Source organism: Gloeobacter violaceus PCC 7421, assembly GCF_000011385.1.
Lineage (GTDB): Bacteria > Cyanobacteriota > Cyanobacteriia > Gloeobacterales > Gloeobacteraceae > Gloeobacter > Gloeobacter violaceus.
Map to the genome: position 1 here is coordinate 2,799,508 of NC_005125.1, position 20,659 is coordinate 2,820,166.

Here is a 20,659-nt window from a genome sequence, read left to right on the forward strand (position 1 = left end):
GCCCATGGCCCCCGCGCGCCCCACCTTTCCCGATCCGCTGCCTGCCGAGCTTGAACCTGTTTGCGAGGAGCTGTTGGCCATCGCCGAAAAGCGCCGGGGCAACGCCGTCGAACTGCTGCAGATGCTGCGGTTTTTAGAGAATTTCCACCACTGGCTGCGGGACACCTACTACATGGAAGCGCTGCCCACCAATCGCCAGGAACTGTTCGACCTGCTGATGCAGATGGAACAACAGGGCAACTGGCCGAATCTGCCGCGCACGCAGTTGCGCTCGCTTCTAGCCCGCCTCACCCAGAGCGGTCCCATGGGCGAGAACCCCCACTAGGAACTTCTCACCCACGGAACCGCTGCGGACTCAGGGCAGCACTTGAAAATTGGTGGCACTGCTGGCGCTGCCGCTGGGGGTGACGATGGTGATTGGACCGCTGGCCGCCCCAGTGGGCACCACCGCGCGCACAGAACGGCTGGAGACCGAGGTCGGGGTGCTCGACACACCGCCGAATTTGACCGCGGTGGTGCCCTCCAGGCTGCTGCCGCGGATGGTCACCCGGGTACCGACTTTGCCGGAGGTGGGGCTGAAGCTCGTCACCACGGGCAAAGGCTGTGGCGGCGGCGAACCGTCACCGCCCGAGAAACAGGCCCAGTCGCGCGCGTAGGAAAGGGCTTCGTCGGTGGTGGGGGCAGTGTGGGGGTTCTCTACGGGGATGGTGATCTTGACCCAGTCGTTGTTGGGCTGGGTCTCGCTGGTCGATTGCACCATGCCCAAAGCGGCGAAGTTGGTGGTGATCTTCTCGTAGCCGTCCTCATCCTCGTGGACGATGCCCTTGAGCGAAGCGGTCGGTGTTTTCCAGGTGCCTTCGGTCAGCCAGGCGGCCGAAACGATCACCCCCGGGTCGTCTAAAGAATCTTTCTGGGTGACGGTGTCCTCCGGCGAGGCCATAAAGCACACCCGCTCGGTCAGAAAATCCCGCCCGATATAGCCCGCGTGGCCGCCCCCCTGGCTGCCGCCCCCGACGCGCACCTGGCTCCAGTCGACCGCAGCGCCCGCGAAGGCTGCCGGCAGGGCCGATGCCGGCTCGAAGTTTTCCTCCAAAAAATTCACCAGCGCGTCCATGCGGTTCAAAATGCCGTTGGCCGTGTCCACACTCACCTCCGGCGAAACCGCATCGCCGTAGATGACCTCCTGGCGCGCAAGCCCGTAGCAGGCGCTGTCGCCGCCGCACAACTGGCCGATCGTCTCCGGGTTGACGTAAGCGAGGGCAATAAACATAAAGTTGCGCGCCAGGGCGTCTTCGAGAATCTGTCCCACGGAGTAACCGCCCGTGGTCTGGTCGTAGGGTCTGGCCCCCGAACCCATAAAGTGCACGTAGACCCCTTGAATCTGGGTCGGATCGGCCGGTATGCCGACCACGTGGTAGCCGTAGCCTTTGCTGTTGGAACCGGCGTCTTGGATGGCCGGGTCGGTGCGGCTCGGCTGGATGACGCAGCCGATGCCGCCGGTGACCGTCCGCTGGGTGTAACTGCCGGGCGGACACTCGGCCGCCCAGGCGCTCGAACCAATAAATATACAGCAAAATACCATTAAGCCGCGCAGCAATGCGGCGGCCAGTGAAACATCGTTCATGGTCGAATCCTCGATAGAGATTGCGTGGGTCAGTGCAGGCGGAAACTTTCGAGCGGAATCGTTCGAAACGGGCACTTAGGAGCTGATCAAAAACCGATGGCGTTCACCGATTGCTGGACGGGGCAATCGGGCGGATAGAGGGTTACAGGTCAAACTCTACGGGCACCTTGCACCCGGAATCTATCACTAAATGGGGGAAAAATGTGTCGTGCCCTTTACCGTCCACGGCGCTCCTCGGTGCGCAAAACCGGCTGCCGACGGCGTCGCCGTCGTTCACAGACCTGTTTAGAACAAACTTTCGACTTCTTCAAGTTCGAGCAGCGGCGACTTGCCGACCCCGTCGGCGGCAAGGTGCACAGCATCGACAAACTGGCGGGTGCGGTGGGGGTCGATGGGCTGTTCGGGTTTGCCGAAGCGCTTGAGGGCGCTGGCGACGATCACGCCGTCGGCGAGGCCCAGCAGATCACCGGCATTGGCGGGGTCGGCCCCTGAACCGATCAAGATCGGCACGTCGGGTACAGCGGCGCGGGCGGTGACCAGATCCTCGCGCCGGGGCGGGCTGCCGGTGGCCACCCCCGAGACGATGATGCCGTCCGCCAGCCCCCGCTCGACGGTGTCGCGGCAGGCCTGGAACAGATCGCCGGCCCCCAGAGGCGAAGCGTGTTTGACCAGAACATCGGCGAAAATGCGCGTCTCGGCTCCCAGTTCGCGCCGGTAGCGCAGCACCGAGTGCGCCTCACCCTGAATGATGCCCTGATCGGTGGCCATGGTGCCGGTGAGGATGTTCACCCGGATAAATTGGGCGCCGGTGCAGGCGGCGACGGCGAGGGCGGCGTGGGCGTCGTTGCGCAGCACGTTCACGCCCACCGGCACCGGCACCAGGTGAATGATGCGCTTGACCACCAGGCTCATCGCCGCCACCACGGCCGGATCGACGCGGCCGGGCACAAAAGGGGCGTCGTAATAGTTTTCGACAATCAGCGCATCCACGCCGCCGGTGGCGAGGGCGGTGGCTTCCTGTTCGGCGCGGGCCATCACCGCGTCGAGGGAGCCGGCCCAGCGCGGCGAAGTCGGCAAGGGCAACAGGTGAACGACCCCGATGATCGGTTTGGCCGTCAAAAAGAGATCTACCAAAAGTGACACATGCAGCTCGCTGCTTCAGCGGTGCTGAAGAAAGATTCTCTCGAAATATATCCTGGTGGAAAAGAGAGGGCAACAGCCATGGCCAGAGCAGCGATCGCGCTGGGCGCCAATCTCGGGGAGCGCCTGGAGACGCTTACCCGGGCGGTGCGCTCGCTGCACCGTCCTGGGGACGGTCTGGCGGTGACGGCAATTTCCAGCTGGTACGAGACAGAACCGGTCGGTCCGGTGCAACCGCTTTATATCAACGGCTGCCTAACCCTCCAGACCGAGCTGGCCCCGGTGAGCCTGTTGGGCGAGTTGCAGCAGCGCGAGGCGGCGGCCGGGCGGACGCGCGAGGTGCACTGGGGGGCACGCACGCTAGATCTCGATTTGCTGTGGTACGACGACTGGGTGCAGGCGGATACCGTCCTGACGCTGCCCCATCCGCGCCTGGAGGAGCGCCCCTTCGTGCTGGTGCCGCTGGCCCAGATCGCTCCCGACTGGCGCCATCCGCTCACGGACAAGCGCGTCGCCGATCTGGGCGCCGAGGTTTCGGCGCGGGGCGTCGAGCGCGTCGTGGAACGGGCCGTGGTGGCCACTGCCCTCGGCCCGGTGGATCTCAGACCCCTTGCCCCGGCGGATCACCCGCCGCTCAGGGATCTGGCGGTGCGCTGCTGGTGGGCGACCTACCGGGGCCTGCTCGAAGAGGAATATATCGAATCGTTCGTGGGCCACACCTACAGCCTCGAAGCGATTGGCCGGGCTGCCGCCCGCCCGGACGGCCATTTTTGGGTGGCGGAGGCGCCGGGGGGCGCCCTGGTGGGTTTTACCCAGGTGCTGGCGGTCGGGCGGGTCGCGCATCTGGTCCGCCTCTACGTGGCTCCCGAGGTGCAGGCCCTAGGTATCGGTTCCGCCCTGTGGCGCCTGGTCCACAGCAAGCTCGCCGCAATCGGGGTGGGGGTGTGCACCCTGACGGTGCTTGCCACCAACGTCGGCGCCGTCCGCTTCTACGAGCGCCAAGGTTTTGAGCGCACCGGCAGCACCCCCGGCAACCGCTTCGAGTACCGCATCCGGATCGGGGGCGATGGCTGAATCGGCTCTCACTCCCCTGCGACTGGCCCAACTGCGCCGTTTTGCCGCCCGCTTCGCACTCAGTGAACCGGAAGCCCTCAGTTGGGAGTTGTTGCACCGGGCGCTCATCCACCCGAGCTGGTCCGCCCAGGAAGGCGGCGAGGACAACGACCGGCTCGAATTTTTGGGCGATGAAATCCTGCGGCTGCTGGCGGCGGAATTTTTGTACCGGGCCGACCCGGAACTGACGGTGGGCGAGATGACCGCCGTGCGCTCGGTGCTGGTGAGCGATGTGGCCCTGGCCGAGCTGGCGGAAGGTTACGACCTGGGGGAATTTCTGGTGGTGGGCCGCTCCGCGAGCGGTGACGAGCGCGGTCGGATCACACGACTGGCGGACGGATTCGAGGCGGTGATCGGGGCGCTGTATCTGAGCACCGGCGATTTGGGCCTGATTCGCCCGTGGCTTTTGCCCCATCTGGCACACCTTGCCGAATCGGTGATGGCCGACCCGACCCGCGGCAACCACAAATCGGCGCTGCAGGAGCTGACCCAGAAGCTCGCCGCCGGCGAGTTGCCCGAGTACCGACTGGTGGATCCGGGGCCGCCCTTTCGCTATGAAGTCTGGGCGTTGGGCCGCCTGTGGGGTAGCGGCGAAGGGCCGTCCAAAAAGCTCGCCCAGCAGCGGGCCGCCCGGGGCGCCTACGCGGCCCTGCGCTCGGCCTTCGATACGGCGCTGCAGTAGGATAGGGACAACTTTGCCGCCGGTCTATGCTCGCCTTTGAGATCCTGCAGAGCTTTGTCAACTTCCTGGGTTTCCTGTTATTGATCCTCGTGCAGGGGATGGTCTTTGCCTTCGCCTACCTGCTCATTTTCGTAGGCGGCACGGGGCTGGGAAAAGGGGCCAAAGCGCGCCGCCCAAGCAGCGGCGGGCCTTTGGCACGCTGGTTGGGCCGCTACCGCGAGGGCGAGCGCGACCGGGAGGTGCGCTTCTGCGACATCGTCGGCCTCGAAGAAGCGAAGCAGGAACTCGAACAACTGGTAGACGTGCTCAAGCGCCCCGAATCCTACCGGGTAGTGGGGGCCGAACCGCCCCGGGGGGTGCTGCTGGTAGGACCGCCGGGCACCGGCAAGACGATGATCGCCCGCGCCATCGCCAACGAGGCGGGGGTGCCGTTCTATAGCCTGGCGGCGGCGGATTTTGCGAATATGTTTTTGGGCGTCGGTTCCCAGCGCATTCGCCAGATCTACCGCACCGCCCGCCGCCACCCCAGAGCGATCGTCTTTATCGACGAAATCGAAGTGCTCGCCAAAGCGCGCGGCACGGGCCTCGGCACCTTCGAGGGCGACAGCAACACCCTCAACGCCTTTCTCAACGAACTGGACGGCTTCGCGATCAACCCCGGGGTGATCACGATCGGAGCCACCAACCTCGAAGATCAAGTCGACGCGGCGGTCATGCGCCCGGGTCGCCTCGACTGGCAAATTTATATCGGTCCGCCTGCGGAGGCCGACCGCGAAAAACTGTTTCGCTTCTACCTGGAGCGCACCTGCAATACCGCCGACCCGGCGGCCGCCGCCAAGCTCGCCGTCAACTTCACCCCCGCCGAAATTCGCCGGGCGGTCAACGAGGCGGGCCTGCTCGCGGTGCGCGGCGGACGGGTCGAGATTGCCGAGTCCGACCTCACTACCGCCGTCGACAAGGTTTCGGCCACCCTCGAACGCCGGAGCGGCACCTTTATCATCGGCCGCTCCGGCGATCTGGCCGTGCGGCTGGCCGAGGTGATCGGCTGCGAAGAAGCCAAAGGCGAGGTGCAGGAATTTATCGATTTTTTGCGCTCCCCGGATCGTTATCGCCGCATTGGCGCCAAGGTGCCCAGGGGCTTTTTGTTCGTGGGGCCGCCCGGCACCGGCAAGACGCTGCTCGCCAAGGCGATCGCCAACGAGGCGGGGGTGCCCTTTTATGCCCTGTCCGGCTCCGATTTCACCGAAGTCTGGGTGGGATTGGGAGCCTCCCGCGTCCGCCAGGTCTACCGCCAGGCGCGCAAGCACAAGGCGGCCATCGTCTTCATCGACGAAATCGACGCCCTTGCCGCCCGCCGGGGACTCGATTCGAGCGGCGAAGCCGACCGCACCCTCAATCAATTTCTAGTCGAACTGGACGGCTTCGGCCGATCCAACGTGCTCACCATCGGCGCCACCAACCGCCTCGACACCCTCGATCCGGCCCTGCTGAGGCCCGGAAGGCTCGATCGCACCGTGGCGGTGCCGCTGCCGGATCTCGATGCGCGCGAGCGGCTTTTTGAACACTACCTGGCCAGGGTGCAGGCGGTGGTCGGGATCAACTGCCGCCAACTGGCCCGCGCCTCCTGGAACATGTCGGGGGCGGAGGTGGCGGCGAGTGTCAACGAAGCCAGTTTCATCGCCGTGCGCGACGGGCGCGGGCAGGTCACCCAGTTCGACCTCAACCAGGGCATCGAGCGGGTGCTGTTTGGCCTCAATTCCCGGCGCAAGGTCAACGCCGAGGACCGGCGCCTTGCCGCACTCCACGAGGCGGGCCACGCCGTGGTCGAGTACCATGCCCGCCCGCGGCGCATCCTGCACAAGCTGACGATCAGCCCGGATCTGGAGGGCACCGCCGGGTACAGCTGGTCGATTCAAGACGAGGAGCAACTCTCCTTTGAGACGCGCGAGGGGATCCGCGCCGAAATCCAGGTGCTCTTCGGGGGCCGGGTGGCGGAGGAGTTGTTCTACGGCACCGTCACCACCGGGGCGGGCGCCGATCTGGCCCGGGCCGCCCACCTCGCCCACCGCTACGTCTGGCAGTTGGGGATGGGCGAAGAATTTTTGGCCGACTACGCGCAGATGGCGGCGGCGGCGGCGGGGGGCCGCGTGATCTCCGAGCGCACCAAAGAACGGCTCGACCTCGCAGTCGAAAAACTCCTGCGCGAAGCCAAAAGTGAAGCGCGCACCATCCTCGAAGCGCACCGCGACGAGCACGAGCGGCTCACCGCGGCCCTACTGGAGCGCGAATCGCTCTACGGCGAGGACATCCTGCGCGTCCTGCGCGGCGAGACCATCGAGCCTTCCGGGCGCGCCGCCTGCAAAGACGACGGCGGCGATGGCTGAGCGGGCGTTCTACTGGTTGGCCAATGCCTCCTACCGCCGGCGGCAGTGGGTGCAGCTGTTGGTACTGGGGGCTATTTTCACCTTGCTCGGGGGCTTTGGCGCTTTCGCCCGCTTCGGCACCCAGATGCTGGGCGAATATTATCTGCTCACAGGCGAAACGGCCCCCCAGACCCTGGACGGCCAGCGCGCCCTCAGGCAGGCGGCGGCACTCAGGCCCGACTGGGTGCGGCCCCACCTGAGTCTGGCCCAGGCGTTCTACAGCGACGACTGGTACGAAGGGGCGATCCGCGAAGCCAACCGGGCTTTTGAACTTTCCAGCGATCCGATCGAAAAGTCCTTCGCCATCTCGATTGTCGGTTTCGGCCACATGGGAGCCGGTCGCAACGCCGAGGCCCTCGACGCCCTGAAGCTTGCCGTCGAACTCGATCCCAACAACGCCAAGGCCCAGACCGCCCTTGAGCAGCTACAACAGAAGGAGCCCGCCGAGTAGGATCCGCCTTATTTCGAACCCCGCCGCCGTCAATCCCAAGAAAAATCAGCGCCGCTGCGTCAGTTGCCGGCGCACGGGTGAGCGCGAGAGCTTTTGGCGGATCGTCCGGGTCCACCCCGGCTGGCAGATACAATTGAATGAGGGAATGGGTCGCTCGGCTTACCTGTGTCCCCGCGAGGAATGTTTGCGTCTGGCACAGCGCAAAAATCGGCTCGCTCGGGCGCTCAAGGCTCGTGTCGACGAGGCTGTCTACGAGCAGCTTCGCAGCGAACTGGCTAAGATCGTAAAGCCTAAGGCGTCGGCGACCGCCTCATCGGAATCTAGTGGAGGGCCAGTGGATGACCAACGCGAACATGCAAGGAAAAATTAGGATCTACGACCTGGCTCGCGACCTTGGACGGGACAATCGAGATGTGATGGCGGTTTGCCAGCGACTGGGCATTGCTCACAAAACCCACAGCAGCACGATCTCCGAGCAAGAAGCCGATTCGATCCGCGAAGCATTTCAGCGCGGACTGCCCCCTGGAGGCCGCAAAAAGGCGAAGATCCAGCAGCAGGGGGCTGCCGCCGCCAACAAGCAGCAAATCCTCGAGGTGCGTCGGCCGCCGGTGGGTTACCAGCCGCCCGTGCGCACCGAGGTCTCCCAGATTCTGGTCTCCACCGTCACCCCTGCAGTCCCCACCGAAGCGCAACCCTTACCCATTCCCACCCTCCCCGAACTACCCGTCCCCGAACAGGTCGCCGAGCAGGCGGCCGCGCCGAGCGTCCAGGAGGCGGTCGAGCCGATCGCCGTGAGTCCAGTCACCTCGCCGTTGCCTATCGACGCGGCGGACGTTGAAGCCGACAACTACACCGCAGACGAAGACTCGATGCCAATCTCGATCGCCCAGACCGTTGTGGAGGCTCCTGCCGCTCCGACCAGCGAGGCCGCCCCGCCGGAGCCGGAGCCGACGCCGCTTCCCGCCCCGGCCGCCGAAGCGCCGCAACCAGTGCGTCCGCCCGCTCCCCCGGCTCCGGCCAAGCCCACCCCGGCCCCGGCTCCGGCGCCCCGGCCCACCGCCGAGCAACCGTCCGAGCCGCGCCGGCCTCAACCGCCCGCCCAACCGCCGAGCCGCCCCGAAAAGCGCGGTGGGCCGCTGATCGCTCCCAACCGGGGAGGCCTTCAGCCGACCCGGCCGGTCCCGGCTCAGCCCGCCCCCCAGACCCCGACCCGCTCCGGTTCCGGCATCGCCAAAAAAGGGGCGATCACCAAGGCCGGCAGCGGCAGTGGCGGCGGCCGTCCCGGCGGCCCGATGCGCCGCCGCGACGAGCGCGAGGCGGCGGTGGTCGATGAGCAACCCAAGATCTTGTTGCTCAGCGGCAACATTTCGGTGCAGGATCTGGCCCAGCGCATGCACGTACCCACCACCGAAATCATCAAGACGCTCTTTATGAAGAGCGTCATGGTCAACATCAACCAGACCCTCGATCAGGCCACCGCCGAACTGGTGGCCCGCGAACTGGGTTACGAAGTGCAGGCCGAGACCGCCGTCGCCCAGGCCACCAAGACCGAAATGCTCGATGTCGGCGATATCGAGAGCCTGGAGGTGCGCCCGCCGGTTGTCACGATCATGGGCCACGTCGACCACGGCAAAACGTCGCTATTGGATGCCATCCGCTCGGCGCGGGTCGCCGAGGGCGAGGCGGGCGGCATCACCCAACACATCGGCGCCTACCAGATCGAGGTGCCCACCGAGGCAGGCCCGCGCAAGCTGGTGTTCCTCGACACCCCCGGCCACGAGGCGTTCACGGCGATGCGCGCCCGCGGCGCCAAGGTCACCGACATCACCGTGCTGGTGGTGGCGGCCGACGACGGCGTCAAACCCCAGACCATCGAAGCGATCTCCCACGCCAAGGCTGCCGGGGTGCCGATTTTAGTCGCCATCAACAAAGTCGACAAGCCCGACGCCAACCCCGAGCGCGTCAAGCAGGAACTCACCGAGTACGATCTGGTCCCCGAGGAGTGGGGCGGCAAGACGGTGATGGTACCGGTGAGCGCCAAGCAAAAGCTCAACCTCGACTTGTTGCTTGAGAATCTGCTGTTGGTGGCCGACTACGAACTGGAGTTGATGGCCAACCCCAACCGCCAGGCCAAAGGCACGATCATCGAAGCGAACCTGGACAAGGCCCGCGGTCCGGTGGCGACCGCCCTAGTCCAAAACGGCACCCTGCACGTGGGCGACATCATCGTGGTGGGCTCGATCTTCGGCAAGGTGCGCGCGCTCTACGACGACCGCGGCAACCGGGTCGACGCAGCACCCCCTTCGATGCCCGTCGAGGTATTGGGCCTGACCGACGTGCCCCAGGCGGGCGACGAGTTCGAGGTCTACAGCGACGAGCGCGAGGCCCGGCGCATTGCCGACGAGCGCACTTCCAAGGCCCGCGAAAACCGCCTGCAACAGCAGATGGCTTCGCGCCGCGTCTCGCTCGGGGCTTTTTCGGCCCAGGCGCAAGAAGGCGAGCTCAAAGAACTCGCCCTCATCATCCGCGCCGATGTGCAGGGCTCGGTCGAAGCGATCCGGGCTTCTCTGGAGAAGCTCCCCCAGGACAAGGTACAACTGCGCGTCCTGCAGGCGGCGGCGGGCGAGGTCTCCGAGACCGACATCGACCTGGCTGCCGCTTCCAACGCCGTCATCCTCTCCTTCAGCACCACCCTGGCGAGCGGTGCGCGCCAGGCGGCGGAGCAGGCGGGTGTGGACGTACGCGAGTACGACGTCATCTACAAGCTGCTCGAAGATATCCAACTGGCGATGGAAGGTCTGCTGGACCCTGAACTGGTCGAGGAAGCCCTCGGTGGGGCCGAGGTGCGCCAGGTCTTCCCGGTGGGCAAAGGCCAGGTGGCCGGCTGCTACGTCAAGGAGGGCAAGCTGCTGCGCAACGCCCAGATGCGAGTGCGCCGCGGCAAAGAAGTCGTCTTCGAAGGGCACGTCGATTCGCTCAAGCGCTTCAAAGAGGACGCCAAGGAAGTGGCCACCGGCTTCGAGTGCGGCGTCGGCTCCGACAAATTCGCCTCCTGGCAACCGGGCGATCTGATCGAGTGCTTCCGCATGGTCACCCAGAAGCGCACCCTCAACTAAGTTCTGAGACTTGTTTCTCTCAAGATGGACCGGCCTTAGCCGGTCCATTTTTTGTCTTTGCAACAGCAGCTGGATGTTCAGAATGTTTGACTTATCACGCTTTTCATGTAAGATTTGTATGGATTGAATGGCAAACATCTTTTCGCTGCCGAGGAGACGATGGAGCGAGACGAAAAGTACGACTCGTTGGAGTGGCTTGATGAGTCAGGCGTTGGCAGTAGTGTCCACGACGATGATGTTGACATCGCTCTCTACACGGATGAGGAATTACCGGAGAGTGTAGAGAGAGACGATTATTCATCCGCAGATGCGATCATCTTCTTCGACTATTGGGAGACCGCTGAGGTAGACGCAAACCTTACAGGAGAAGATCTGGAAAGCCACTTTGATCTATCCAACAGGCAAAATAACGGCTCCAGCCTGGTTGAGGAATCTACGCTCATTGGTTTCGATGGTGCAATCTCTTATGAAGCTGTCTCTGCTCAATCGGATGGCAGTGATGTAGTACCCCAGGAACAGAGCGATTTTGTTACTTGGAATGGCGACGATCAGCCGGCCTATCTTGCTTCAAGCGTTTTTGTGGAGCAGCCAGACTACTTTGGCTCCAACGGACTGGAAACCACCAGTGGCGCAGACGCAGAGCTGCTAGCCCGAGATCTGGAATCTTTGGAGCAGAGTACTCCTTCTCGCAACCAACAGCGCTGTGATGAGCTGTACCAAGCACACAAAGGGCAGCCTAAGCCTGATCTAGCGGATGCGGAGGCCGATCAGCGTGTCAGCGAGATTGGCTGGACAGCCGCTGGTGGTTGGCTTGGTGGGCAACTGGGCAAAACAGCAGGGGCAGCATCCAAGTTTCCAGGTGCGGACAAGCTTGGTGAAGGTATAGGTACGGTGGGTGGTGCTGTGATCACTCAGATGGCTTTGGAAGGAAAACGAAAGGTCGATGCCTGGGAGGACGCTTGCAAAGAAATGGGCTTGCCTCCGGATAATGGACGCGTTCCATAAAAACACCGATTGCAGAGGGAGCGGTAAGCATTGAAAGACGAAGCGCGATATGAGATAAAGCCGAATCGAAGACGAGAGATCACATTTTCGTTACTCGCTTCAGTGTGTGTGTTCTTGATCTGCTCACTTCTTATCAGTACGAGCAACATAGGATATGTGGCTACCGGTGTTGGAGCCCTTATTTTATTTAGTATGTCAATCTCATCGGTGTTGATAAGGCTACTTATTCCTGCACCAAGACTATTGATTTCGACAAGCAAAATCGAACAGATATTCGATGATGGAGTCCTCTCAATTGGGTGGAATAAAGTTCAAGCAATTCGACATTCAAATAGTTATATCGGTCTCAATCTTCTTGAGGAAGGATTACTAGGCAGCGCTCAAAGTATTAAAGGAAAGCAATTTAATGCTCTGAAAGTAGCCGTTCTTGTAGAGTGTTTATTTATGCCGTCGCATTGGTTGCAGATAAGGAAAGTGATCGCGGCCAAAAACCTGGAAGAACTGATGCAATGGACTGGCAAAAATCTCAAGTCTGACCTTCTTATTTATTGGTACGAAATCGATCGTTCCATCGCTGAATTTACTGAACTTATCGCTTCGCATGCTCCTAATGCCGTGACGCCGGAGTGGCGCAGAAAGTCATCAAACTTCCAGTGGCTTGTTGGTTCCCTGACTGGCGTTCTTGGCGTCAGCATTGTTCGTATTTGGGGCCTTCCAGATCTTTTCAAAGGCCTTGCCAGCCGTGGGGAATTGTGGCAAGCGGTAGGCGCAACATTGATGGCAGCAGCAATCGGGTTAAGCATCCTCTCAGGCGTGGCTCTGGCTGTCAAGCAACCGTGGAAAGGAAAAACAACTTCGCAAGAACATGATCGCTTGACCGAGTAGTGACGCACACACGCAAAGTCCTGATGTCCGGGCAAAAACTCAGGTCTCAACAGCTCCCAACGCCTTGAGCGTCGCCACCTGCGTCGGGGTGAGACCCGTTGCCCCGGCGATGTTCATGCCTTCGTAGAGCCGCTCCACCTGCACCGACTTGAGACACTCGCCCGTCTCGCGGTCCCAGAGTTTGAGCATGACGTCGATGCCGGCGGTGAGTAGGATCCGGCCGTCCGGCGAGAAGGCGACCGAGATGACCCAACTATTGTGCGCCTGCCAGGCACGCAGACGGCGGCCCGTGGCCACCTCCCATACCGCCGCCTTCGCGTCGGTACCCGCTGAAGCGAGAAATTGACCGTCGGGGCTGAAGGCCACCCGCCACACCCAGCCACGGTGGGCCTCCAGCGTGTGCAACAACTTGCCCTCGGCGCTGTCCCAGAGGCGGACGGTGCCGTCGTGGCTGCCGGAGGCCAAAATCCGGCCGTCGGGGCTGAAGGCCACCTGCCAGGCCCATTCGCGGTGGCCCGGAAAAATTTGCAGCTTCTCGAACGTCTCTAAATCCCAGATCTCGGCGCGATCGTCGATCAGGCCCACCGCCAGCCGCTTCCCGTCGGAAGCCACGGCGACGCTGTCGACGAGTTGTTCGCCGCCGCTGCGCAGCAGGTGGCCGGTGGATACCTGCCAGACTCTCACGCCGCTGTCGTAACCGCAGCTGACCAAAAGCGCGCCGTCGGGGCTAAATGCCAGGCCGCGGATGGCGGCGGTGTGCCCCTCGAAGATTGCCACCTGGCGGTGGGAAGTAAGCGACCACAAGCGAATCGTCCCGTCGGCGCTGGCGCTTGCCAGGTGCTCCCGGTCGGGGCTGAAGACGACGGCACCCACAGCACCGGTGTGGCCCACCAGCCGCCACTGCCGGTCGGCGATGCGGTCCCACAAAAGCACCAGATCGTATTCGCCCCCGGCGGCTACGAAGCGCCCGTCGGGGCTGAAGGTGCCCGAGGTCAACCAGTTGATCCGCCCGCAGATGGTGCGCAGCAGGCGGCCGGTGGACACTTCCCACAGGCGGATCGCCTGATCGTCGCTGCCGCTGGCAAGCCGGGTACCGCAGGGACTGAGGGCCAAAGCCATGACGTTGTTGTCGTGGGCGGCAATCAGCCGGGTGCAGCGACCGGTGGCCACATCCCAGAAGCGGATGGAGCGGTCGGTGCTGCCGCTCGCCACCGTGGTGTCGTCGATGAACAGCACGCTCAAGGTCGGGCCGGTGTGCCCTTCGAGGACGGCCACGCACTCACCGCCGGCCGGATCCCAAAGGCGCACGGTGCGGTCGATGCCGGCGCTTGCCACCAGGTGTCCCGAGGGGCTGAAGGCCACCGATTTGATCCAGTCGGTGTGGCCTCCCAGCACCCTTAGACAGACGCTGCTCTCGACATCCCAGACCCGCAACAGGCAGTCGGCCCCGGCGGAAACCAGCCACCGTCCGTCGGGGCTGAAGGCCAATCCGTAGATCGTCCGGGATAATCCCACCAGGACGCAACTGTTGCCGTAGCCGTCCGCGCGGCGCCACAGGTGGATCTGACCGTCCGCTCCGCCGCTTGCCAGGTACTCGCCGTCGGCGGAGATGGCCAGGGTCGGGATCGTGCCGGTGTGCACTTTGTGGGAGCGCAGGCAGCGACCGCTCTCCACGTCCCAAAATTGAATTGCCGCATCGACGCCGCGCCCGGCCGCCGAGACGAGCGTATCGCCTTTGGGAGTAAAGACCAGTCCCCAGACTGCCTCCGGTTGGGCCTCGAAGCAGGCGACCTGCCGGCCGTTGTCCGTTTGCCACAAATAGATTTTGCCGGTCGAATCACCGCAGGCAAGCAGGTGCCCGCGCGGATGAAAAGCAAGGACCACGATCAGCGCGAAGACGCGGGCGAACACCGAGCCGTTTAGATCCGCGCCGGTAAAATCGACCCGGCACAGGCGCCTTTCCGGCAGGTACGCCTGCCAGACCGCGAGCCCCGCAAGGTCCATTCCGCTCAGGTCCGCGTCCAGATGGCCCAGCAAGTTGAGGGCGTTGCCGGCGGCGTAGCCGCGCCCCACACTCGAACGGCGCAGGCTCGCAACCAGCGTCCGCAGTTGCTCTTCGGCGGCGGCGGGGGAGCCGAGGGCCACGATGAGCGCCTCCAGCACCGGCCGGAGGAGAAGCTGTTCCTGGGTGGCGCGCAGGTAATCTTTGGTCTGGGCCTGTAACAGGGCATGGCGGTGGAGGACCGCCGGGGTGAGGGTGCAGATTTCCCGACAGGCCGCCTCCACCAGTCGGTCGACCAGATATTCCAGTACCACCGGCTGCAGCGCGAAGCCACCTCCCTCTGCGCCCGGCCGCTCGGTTCGCAGTTCAATCAGCGAGCGGCGCGAGAGCGATTCGAGCACACCCAGCAGCCGCTCGGTGGCCCAGGGTTCCACCAGGGCTGTGCGCAAGCGGTCGATGGGCACCGGTTCGCGGTGGATGGCAAGCCAGAAGAGCAGTTGTTGCTCCATCGGCGAGGTGCGGGTAAACTGCTCGTCCAGCAACGTGCGGATGCCGCCCATCACGCTCGCCCCCTGGGCTAGAAAACCCGTCAGGCTGCCAGCGAAGGTATCGCGAATGGTGGCGGCGACAATTTTGAGCGCCAGCGGATTGCCCAGGTACAGATCCACCAGGCGGACGCACTCACTCGGGGTGGCCTGCAAATCCTTCACCAGCAACAGCGCGTTCGCCTCGGGGGCGGACAGCCCTCCCAGAGCCAGCGAACGCACCGGCAGGCGGCTGCCCTCCTGGCGGGCTACGGCCTCGGGTTTTTCGCGGCTGGTGAGCACCAGACAACTGTCGTGGGGCACCTCGCCAAGCCTGCGCAGCAGTTCCCCGTAATCCTCGAAGCCCGGCCTACACAGCCCCGCAGTACCGGCAGCTTCCCCGCCCCCTTGCAAAATCGTCTCGCAGTTGTCGAGTACCAGCAGGCAGCGATGGGCGCGCAAGTACCGCAACAACAGCGAGATCTGCGCTCCTGCAGTGTCGGGCAGCTCCACCCCGCCGCCGCCCATCAGGGCCACCCACTCGGCCGACAGTTCGCTCATTGGTGGTGCATCGGCAAGGCTGCGCCAGATCACCCACTCGAAGTACGCCTGCACCTGCTGCGCCAGTTTCACCGAAAGCGAAGTCTTGCCCATTCCCCCCATGCCCAGGATGGCCACCAACCGGCAGCGCTCCTCCACCAGCCAGCTTTCGAGTGTGGCCAATTCCCGCTCGCGGCCAAAAAATACCGACACATCGACCGCTTCACCCCAGTACTGGTGGGTATGGGGACGCACCACCGCGAGTGCTTCCAGCGGCAGGCTGGTGTAATCGGCCGCTTCCAGTTGCAACCCGAAGCGCGAAAAACAATGCTCCAGCGTGCTGCGGTCGAGCCCCTCCCGACCGGCGAGTACCCGCGCGATCGTGCGGGCGGTAAGCCCGATGCGGGCGCTGAGCGCTTCCAGCGTGTAGCGCCAGCCTTCGAGTTCTTCTTGCTCCGCTGCGGCAATCGCCCGCCGCAATTTCTGCAGACCCCGCTCACTCAAGACGACGCCGCGCCGCCGTTTTCTCAGTAGATCTACCTGGTGTTGGGACATCGTCCGCGACCACCCAATTGTTACGAAAAACTGCGTCCATTTAACAGTAGATGCTGCAAACCCGTCCGGCAACGCTGCCACGTCCGCAACCGGACGTTTGGCTTATCTTTCCGCCTTATCGTTCCGGTGAATTGCCGGTGGACGCAAGCGGAGATCAAGTCCCTGGTGCGATGGCAACCGGAGCTTTGCCAAACGTCGCCGTAAGTTTCTAACTTAACGACGACAACTTGCCTGGAAGCGGCCGGGGCGCTGTTACAGACTGTTAACTGTCAGGCGACCGGATGCCTATCCGGTTGCAACGAAACCCTTATTTTGGAGTGCTGCTATGACTGCAACTCTCGAGCGCCGTCAGGCGCAGGGGTTGTGGGATCGCTTCGCCGATTGGGTGACCTCCACCCACAACCGCTTCTACGTCGGTTGGTTCGGCGTGCTCATGATCCCCACCTTACTCTCGGCCACCATCTGTTTTGTGATTGCCTTCGTGGCTGCGCCGCCGGTGGATATGGACGGCATCCGCGAGCCGATCTCGGGCTCACTGCTGTACGGCAACAACATCATCACCGGGGCGGTGATCCCGTCTTCCAACGCCATTGGCCTGCACTTCTACCCAATTTGGGAAGCGGCTTCGATGGACGAGTGGCTCTACAACGGCGGCCCCTACCAGCTGGTGGTCTTCCATTTTTTGATTGGGGTGTTTTGCTACCTGGGCCGCGAGTGGGAGCTCAGCTACCGTTTGGGCCTGCGTCCGTGGATCTGCATCGCCTACAGCGCTCCTGTGGCCGCCGCGACCGCCGTTTTCCTCGTCTACCCGATCGGCCAGGGCAGCTTCAGTGACGGGATGCCCCTGGGCATTTCGGGCACGTTCAACTTCATGTTTGTTTTTCAGGCGGAGCACAACATCCTCAACCACCCCTTCCACATGCTGGGGGTGGCGGGGGTGTTCGGCGGGGCGTTGATTTCGGCCATGCACGGCAGCCTGGTCACTTCTTCGCTGGTGAGCGAGACTTCCTACGAAGAGTCGCAGAACTACGGCTACAAGTTCGGCCAGGCGGAGGAGACTTACAACATCTCTGCTGCCCACGGCTACATCAGTCGGCTCGTCTTCCAGTACTTCGCGTTCTGGGGGGCGAATTCCCGCTCGCTGCACTTTATCATGGCGGCCTTCCCGGTGATCGGCATCTGGTTTACCTCGCTGGGTATCAGCGTGATGGCGTTCAACCTGAACGGCTTCAATTTCAACAGCAGCATCGTGGATTCTCAGGGCCGGGCGATTTACACGTGGGCGGACATCGTCAACCGGGCAAATCTGGGCATGGAAGTGATGCACGAGCGCAATGCCCACAACTTCCCGCTGGATCTGGCCGGGACGGAGTCGGCTCCGGTGGCGGTCAGCACCGCTAAAGTGGGCGGTTAGTATTTCGACTTTGAGAGGGAGGCTCTACCGGTCTCCTTCCTTTGCGGAGCGGATCAAAGACTCCTGAGCTTCCCCCCGAGAAGGCTTTTGGGTCTTCTCACAAACGAAAGACGTATATCAAGTAAGCAGTCATTGTTGCCCGCGGGCGGAGTCCTTCTGCCCGCGGGTTTTTGTCTGCGCTCCGATTGGCTGTTTGGGCGAATTGGGATTTTCAGTCGGCCGGCTCCGCTCTCAAGCGCATTCAGGGGCGTAGCCAGGACATCATCTTGCGCAGATCCGCCCCCACCTCTTCGATCGGGTGTTCGGCTTCGCGGCGGCGCATCGCCTTGAAGCTCGCGTAATTGGCCTGGCTATCCAGCACCCACTGTTTGGCAAATTCACCGTTCTGGATTTCGGCCAGGATCTTTTTCATCTCAGCCTTGGTGCGCTCATCGACGATGCGCGGGCCGCGGGTGTAATCGCCGAATTCGGCCGTGTTGGAGATCGAGTCGCGCATCTTGGCCAGTCCCCCCTCGACGATCAAATCGACGATCAGCTTCACCTCGTGCAGGCACTCGAAGTAAGCCAGTTCCGGCTGGTAGCCCGCCTCCACCAGCGTCTCGAAGCCCGCCTTGATGAGGGCGGTCAGCCCCCCGCAGAGCACGGTTTGCTCGCCGAAGAGGTCCGTCTCGGCTTCTTCTCGAAAGGTGGTCTCCAAAATGCCCGCCCGCGTGCCGCCGATCGCCCGGGCGTAGGCCATCGCCGTGGCGCGCGCCCGGCCGCTCGCATCCTGCTCGACGGCAAACAGACACGGTACCCCCTTGCCTTCGGTGAACACGCGGCGCACCAGGTGGCCGGGACCTTTGGGGGCGACCATGAGCACGTCCACCTCTTGGGAAGGGACGATCTGGGAGAAATGAATATTGAAGCCGTGGGCGAAGGCGAGGGTTTTGCCTGTGCCCAGGTGCGGGGCGATGTCGCGGTTGTAGATCTCGCGCTGCACTTCGTCGGGCAACAAAATCATCACCAGATCCGCCTTGGCCGCCGCCTCAGCGGTCGGATAGACGGCAAGGCCCTCGTTTTCGGCGCGCGCCCAGGAGCGCGAGCCTTCGTACAGACCCACGATCACGTCGATTCCCGAGTCTTTGAGATTCAGGGCGTGGGCATGGCCCTGGGATCCGTAGCCGACGATGGCGATCGTCTTGTTGTCGAGTACCGACAGATCGGCGTCCTCGTCGTAGTACATGCGCGCCCTGGTCATAAACTGGATGCTCCCAAGCAAAACGGTGGATAACAGCTTACCCCAGCCGTCAGGAACGCGCGAGCCGACGGCGCGTCTGGAAAGCATATCCTTGCGATGGCTCTCTATGGTGCAACCCTGGCGGGCCGGTGGCGCTGTGCTGCTGGCGATCAGTTTGCTGGTTTTTGCCCAACCGGTTTATCCCCTCGCCGAGCGGCTCGGGGCCGATGTGCAGGCGTTGCTCGCCGGGGGGCCGCGGGTGGCCGGATCGGCCGCCGCCGAGCGGGCGAGCGCTTATCTAGGTGAGCAGTACCGGGCGGCGGGCTATGAAGTCGAAATCCAGCCCTTTTCCTTCGAGAAATTCAACGATCTCGGTTCGTCGCTGCTCGTTGAAGACGAGCGGCTAAAGGGACGCGCCCTGTCCGGATCGATAGCCGGGAATGCTGCTACCGCTGCAGTGGTGGTGCCGGGCGTAGGAGAATCTGCCGATTTCGCCCGCGTCGATGTCAAGGGAGCCGTCGCCATCGTCCGCCGCGGCAAAATCCCGTTTCTCGAAAAAGCGCGCCAGGCGGCTCAGGCCGGGGCGGTGGGCCTGGTGGTCGTCAATTCCCAGGATGGCCCCCTGATGGGCACCCTGGGAGGCAAAGCCGCTATCCCGGTCCTCGGTCTTTCGGGTAAACAAGGGAGCGCGTTGCTCGCGGGCAAATTTCCTAAACCCGTGCAACTGGAGGTGCGCACCGAAGTCGTCTCGCTCACCGGCCGCAATGTGATCGCCCGCCTTGCCGGGGTGAGCACGCCGCAGGTCTTGCTCGGAGCCCATTACGATTCGGTCGAAGGTGCGCCCGGAGCCAACGACAACGCCAGCGGCTCCGCCGTACTGCTGGAAAGCGCCCGGCGGCTGGCCGGTACGCCCCTGGCCCGTCGTGCCTGGTTCGTGCACTTCGACGCCGAAGAAGAGGGACTAGTGGGCTCCCGCCACTTCGTGCGCTCCGCTTCGGCGCCCTTGATCAAAGCACTGCGCGGCATGCTCAACTTCGACATGGTGGGCGTGAACGAAAAGCTCTTGGTGGGCGGCACCCCCGAACTGGTCGCCCTTGTCGAAAAATCGGTGAGCGCCGTGCAGAAGGTGCGCCCGAGCAACGCCAGCGATCACGCCTCCTTTGCCGCGGCCAAGGTACCGGTACTCTTTTTCCACCGGGGCCAGGATCCCAACTACCACCAGCCCGGAGACAAGCAGGTGGATCCGCGGCTATTGGAGGCGACCGTCGAAGCCGCCCTTGGCACCGTGGGCGCGCTGCTGCCCCCGGCTCTTTCCGAAAGCCCGGAGCGTTCGCTATGATGAATAGCCGGATAAAACCGTCCAGGGCGGCATAGCCAAGCGGTAAGGCAAGGGTCTGCAAAACCCTGATCCCCCAGTTCGAATCTGGGTGCCGCCTCTCGATTACACAGCACACCATTCGGAATCGCGCACAAAGGCATCTCTGCCGACGGGATGCCCGTAACTTCTCGCAGATGTGTGCCGCCCGGGAATTCGAATACAGTATTGCTTGGCTGCAAACCACAATTCGGTAGTGGCGGACCGGGCTACTGGTCAGAATTGCCGAGGATGAACCGCAATAAGCCACCGCTACAACGGACATGTTGCGGCGGAGCTACACACAAGTCCAGCAACGCTTTGACGCCATGGTTCGTAGCATTCAGGAAATCCGCCGAGATTGGAGGCTTTGATGGCTGAGCAACCCGAGTTGAAAGCAGACTGGCTGACCCATCAACAGCACTTGCAGGAACTGCACGAACATACCGAAGCGTTGCGCCAGTGGTCAGAGCAGCTTCAGGCGTTGATCGATGAATCCGAGCGCCTCCATAGGGAAAGCCCTATCGGTCAGTACCGCGCTCAATGCCAATCTACCGGACCAATCCTGAGTCCTGGTTCCGCTAGGTCTGACTGAGGGCAACAAGCCTGTTC

The 20,659-nt window shown here is 63.3% G+C and carries 15 protein-coding genes, 1 tRNA gene and 1 pseudogene; 13 read left to right on the forward strand and 4 right to left on the reverse strand.

Annotation, left to right across the window (positions count from 1 at the left end; genetic code table 11):
- The first annotated feature begins 4 nt into the window (after positions 1 to 4).
- Entirely contained in the window at positions 5 to 325 is a 321-nt protein-coding gene (locus GLL_RS13645; RefSeq protein WP_011142638.1) for a hypothetical protein, read from the forward strand.
- A gap of 30 nt (positions 326 to 355) precedes the next feature.
- Here GLL_RS13645 and GLL_RS13650 read toward each other — a convergent pair whose 3' ends face one another.
- Both GLL_RS13650 and btpA read right to left on the reverse strand, forming a co-directional pair.
- On the reverse strand, positions 356 to 1,624 hold the full coding sequence (locus tag GLL_RS13650; protein ID WP_164929070.1) for an IPT/TIG domain-containing protein: 1,269 nt from the start codon (positions 1,622 to 1,624) through the stop codon (positions 356 to 358).
- Positions 1,625 to 1,909: 285 nt separating this feature from the next.
- Positions 1,910 to 2,767, reverse strand: a complete 858-nt coding sequence (btpA, locus tag GLL_RS13655) for a photosystem I biogenesis protein BtpA (protein ID WP_011142640.1) — start codon at positions 2,765 to 2,767, stop codon at positions 1,910 to 1,912.
- A 78-nt stretch (positions 2,768 to 2,845) separates the two neighbouring features.
- Between btpA and folK the strand changes: the two genes are divergently transcribed.
- The 8 genes and pseudogenes from folK to GLL_RS13695 all read left to right on the forward strand — a co-directional run bounded on the left by folK (position 2,846) and on the right by GLL_RS13695 (position 12,439).
- Entirely contained in the window at positions 2,846 to 3,838 is a 993-nt protein-coding gene (gene folK / locus GLL_RS13660; protein WP_164929071.1) for a 2-amino-4-hydroxy-6-hydroxymethyldihydropteridine diphosphokinase, read from the forward strand.
- Entirely contained in the window at positions 3,831 to 4,559 is a 729-nt protein-coding gene (gene rnc / locus GLL_RS13665; protein WP_011142642.1) for a ribonuclease III, read from the forward strand. Before folK ends, rnc begins: the two co-directional genes overlap by 8 nt.
- 26 nt (positions 4,560 to 4,585) lie before the next feature.
- A complete protein-coding gene (locus GLL_RS13670) occupies positions 4,586 to 6,943 on the forward strand; it encodes an AAA family ATPase (RefSeq protein ID WP_011142643.1) in 2,358 nt (785 codons plus the stop codon).
- Positions 6,936 to 7,433, forward strand: coding sequence for a hypothetical protein (locus tag GLL_RS13675; RefSeq protein ID WP_011142644.1), 498 nt, complete (start codon positions 6,936 to 6,938; stop codon positions 7,431 to 7,433). The genes GLL_RS13670 and GLL_RS13675 overlap by 8 nt, the downstream gene beginning before the upstream one ends.
- Positions 7,434 to 7,443: 10 nt before the next feature.
- Positions 7,444 to 7,707: pseudogene (locus tag GLL_RS23555) on the forward strand (YlxR family protein); the annotation flags it as partial.
- Between the two features lie 64 nt (positions 7,708 to 7,771).
- Positions 7,772 to 10,549 (forward strand): translation initiation factor IF-2, encoded by a 2,778-nt coding sequence (gene infB, locus GLL_RS13685; protein ID WP_011142646.1) that lies wholly within the window; start codon positions 7,772 to 7,774, stop codon positions 10,547 to 10,549.
- A gap of 123 nt (positions 10,550 to 10,672) precedes the next feature.
- On the forward strand, positions 10,673 to 11,554 hold the full coding sequence (locus GLL_RS13690) for a hypothetical protein (RefSeq protein WP_164929072.1): 882 nt from the start codon (positions 10,673 to 10,675) through the stop codon (positions 11,552 to 11,554).
- 30 nt (positions 11,555 to 11,584) lie between these two features.
- Positions 11,585 to 12,439: a hypothetical protein gene (locus GLL_RS13695; RefSeq protein WP_164929073.1), complete on the forward strand. Its 855-nt coding sequence runs from the start codon at positions 11,585 to 11,587 to the stop codon at positions 12,437 to 12,439.
- 39 nt (positions 12,440 to 12,478) lie between these two features.
- On the opposite strand, the gene GLL_RS13700 is transcribed toward GLL_RS13695, so the two are convergent.
- Positions 12,479 to 16,060 carry an NB-ARC domain-containing protein gene (locus GLL_RS13700; protein WP_011142649.1) on the reverse strand — a complete coding sequence of 1,194 codons (3,582 nt, stop codon included), beginning with the start codon at positions 16,058 to 16,060 and terminating at the stop codon, positions 12,479 to 12,481.
- A gap of 325 nt (positions 16,061 to 16,385) precedes the next feature.
- Here GLL_RS13700 and psbA point away from each other — a divergent pair, with 325 nt between their 5' ends.
- The gene (gene psbA / locus GLL_RS13705; RefSeq protein ID WP_011142650.1) at positions 16,386 to 17,474 is read left to right on the forward strand and encodes a photosystem II q(b) protein; all 1,089 of its coding nucleotides are present in this window, start codon (positions 16,386 to 16,388) and stop codon (positions 17,472 to 17,474) included.
- A 241-nt stretch (positions 17,475 to 17,715) separates the two neighbouring features.
- Here the strand turns inward: psbA and ilvC are convergent, their stop codons facing one another.
- Positions 17,716 to 18,714 carry a ketol-acid reductoisomerase gene (gene ilvC, locus GLL_RS13710; RefSeq protein WP_011142651.1) on the reverse strand — a complete coding sequence of 333 codons (999 nt, stop codon included), beginning with the start codon at positions 18,712 to 18,714 and terminating at the stop codon, positions 17,716 to 17,718.
- A gap of 106 nt (positions 18,715 to 18,820) precedes the next feature.
- Here ilvC and GLL_RS13715 point away from each other — a divergent pair, with 106 nt between their 5' ends.
- From GLL_RS13715 to GLL_RS13725, 3 genes are all read left to right on the forward strand, one after another.
- Entirely contained in the window at positions 18,821 to 20,032 is a 1,212-nt protein-coding gene (locus GLL_RS13715) for a M28 family peptidase (RefSeq protein WP_164929074.1), read from the forward strand.
- A gap of 25 nt (positions 20,033 to 20,057) precedes the next feature.
- Positions 20,058 to 20,129, forward strand: a tRNA-Cys gene (locus GLL_RS13720).
- A 291-nt stretch (positions 20,130 to 20,420) separates the two neighbouring features.
- Positions 20,421 to 20,642 carry a hypothetical protein gene (locus tag GLL_RS13725; RefSeq protein WP_164929075.1) on the forward strand — a complete coding sequence of 74 codons (222 nt, stop codon included), beginning with the start codon at positions 20,421 to 20,423 and terminating at the stop codon, positions 20,640 to 20,642.
- Positions 20,643 to 20,659 lie beyond the last annotated feature (17 nt).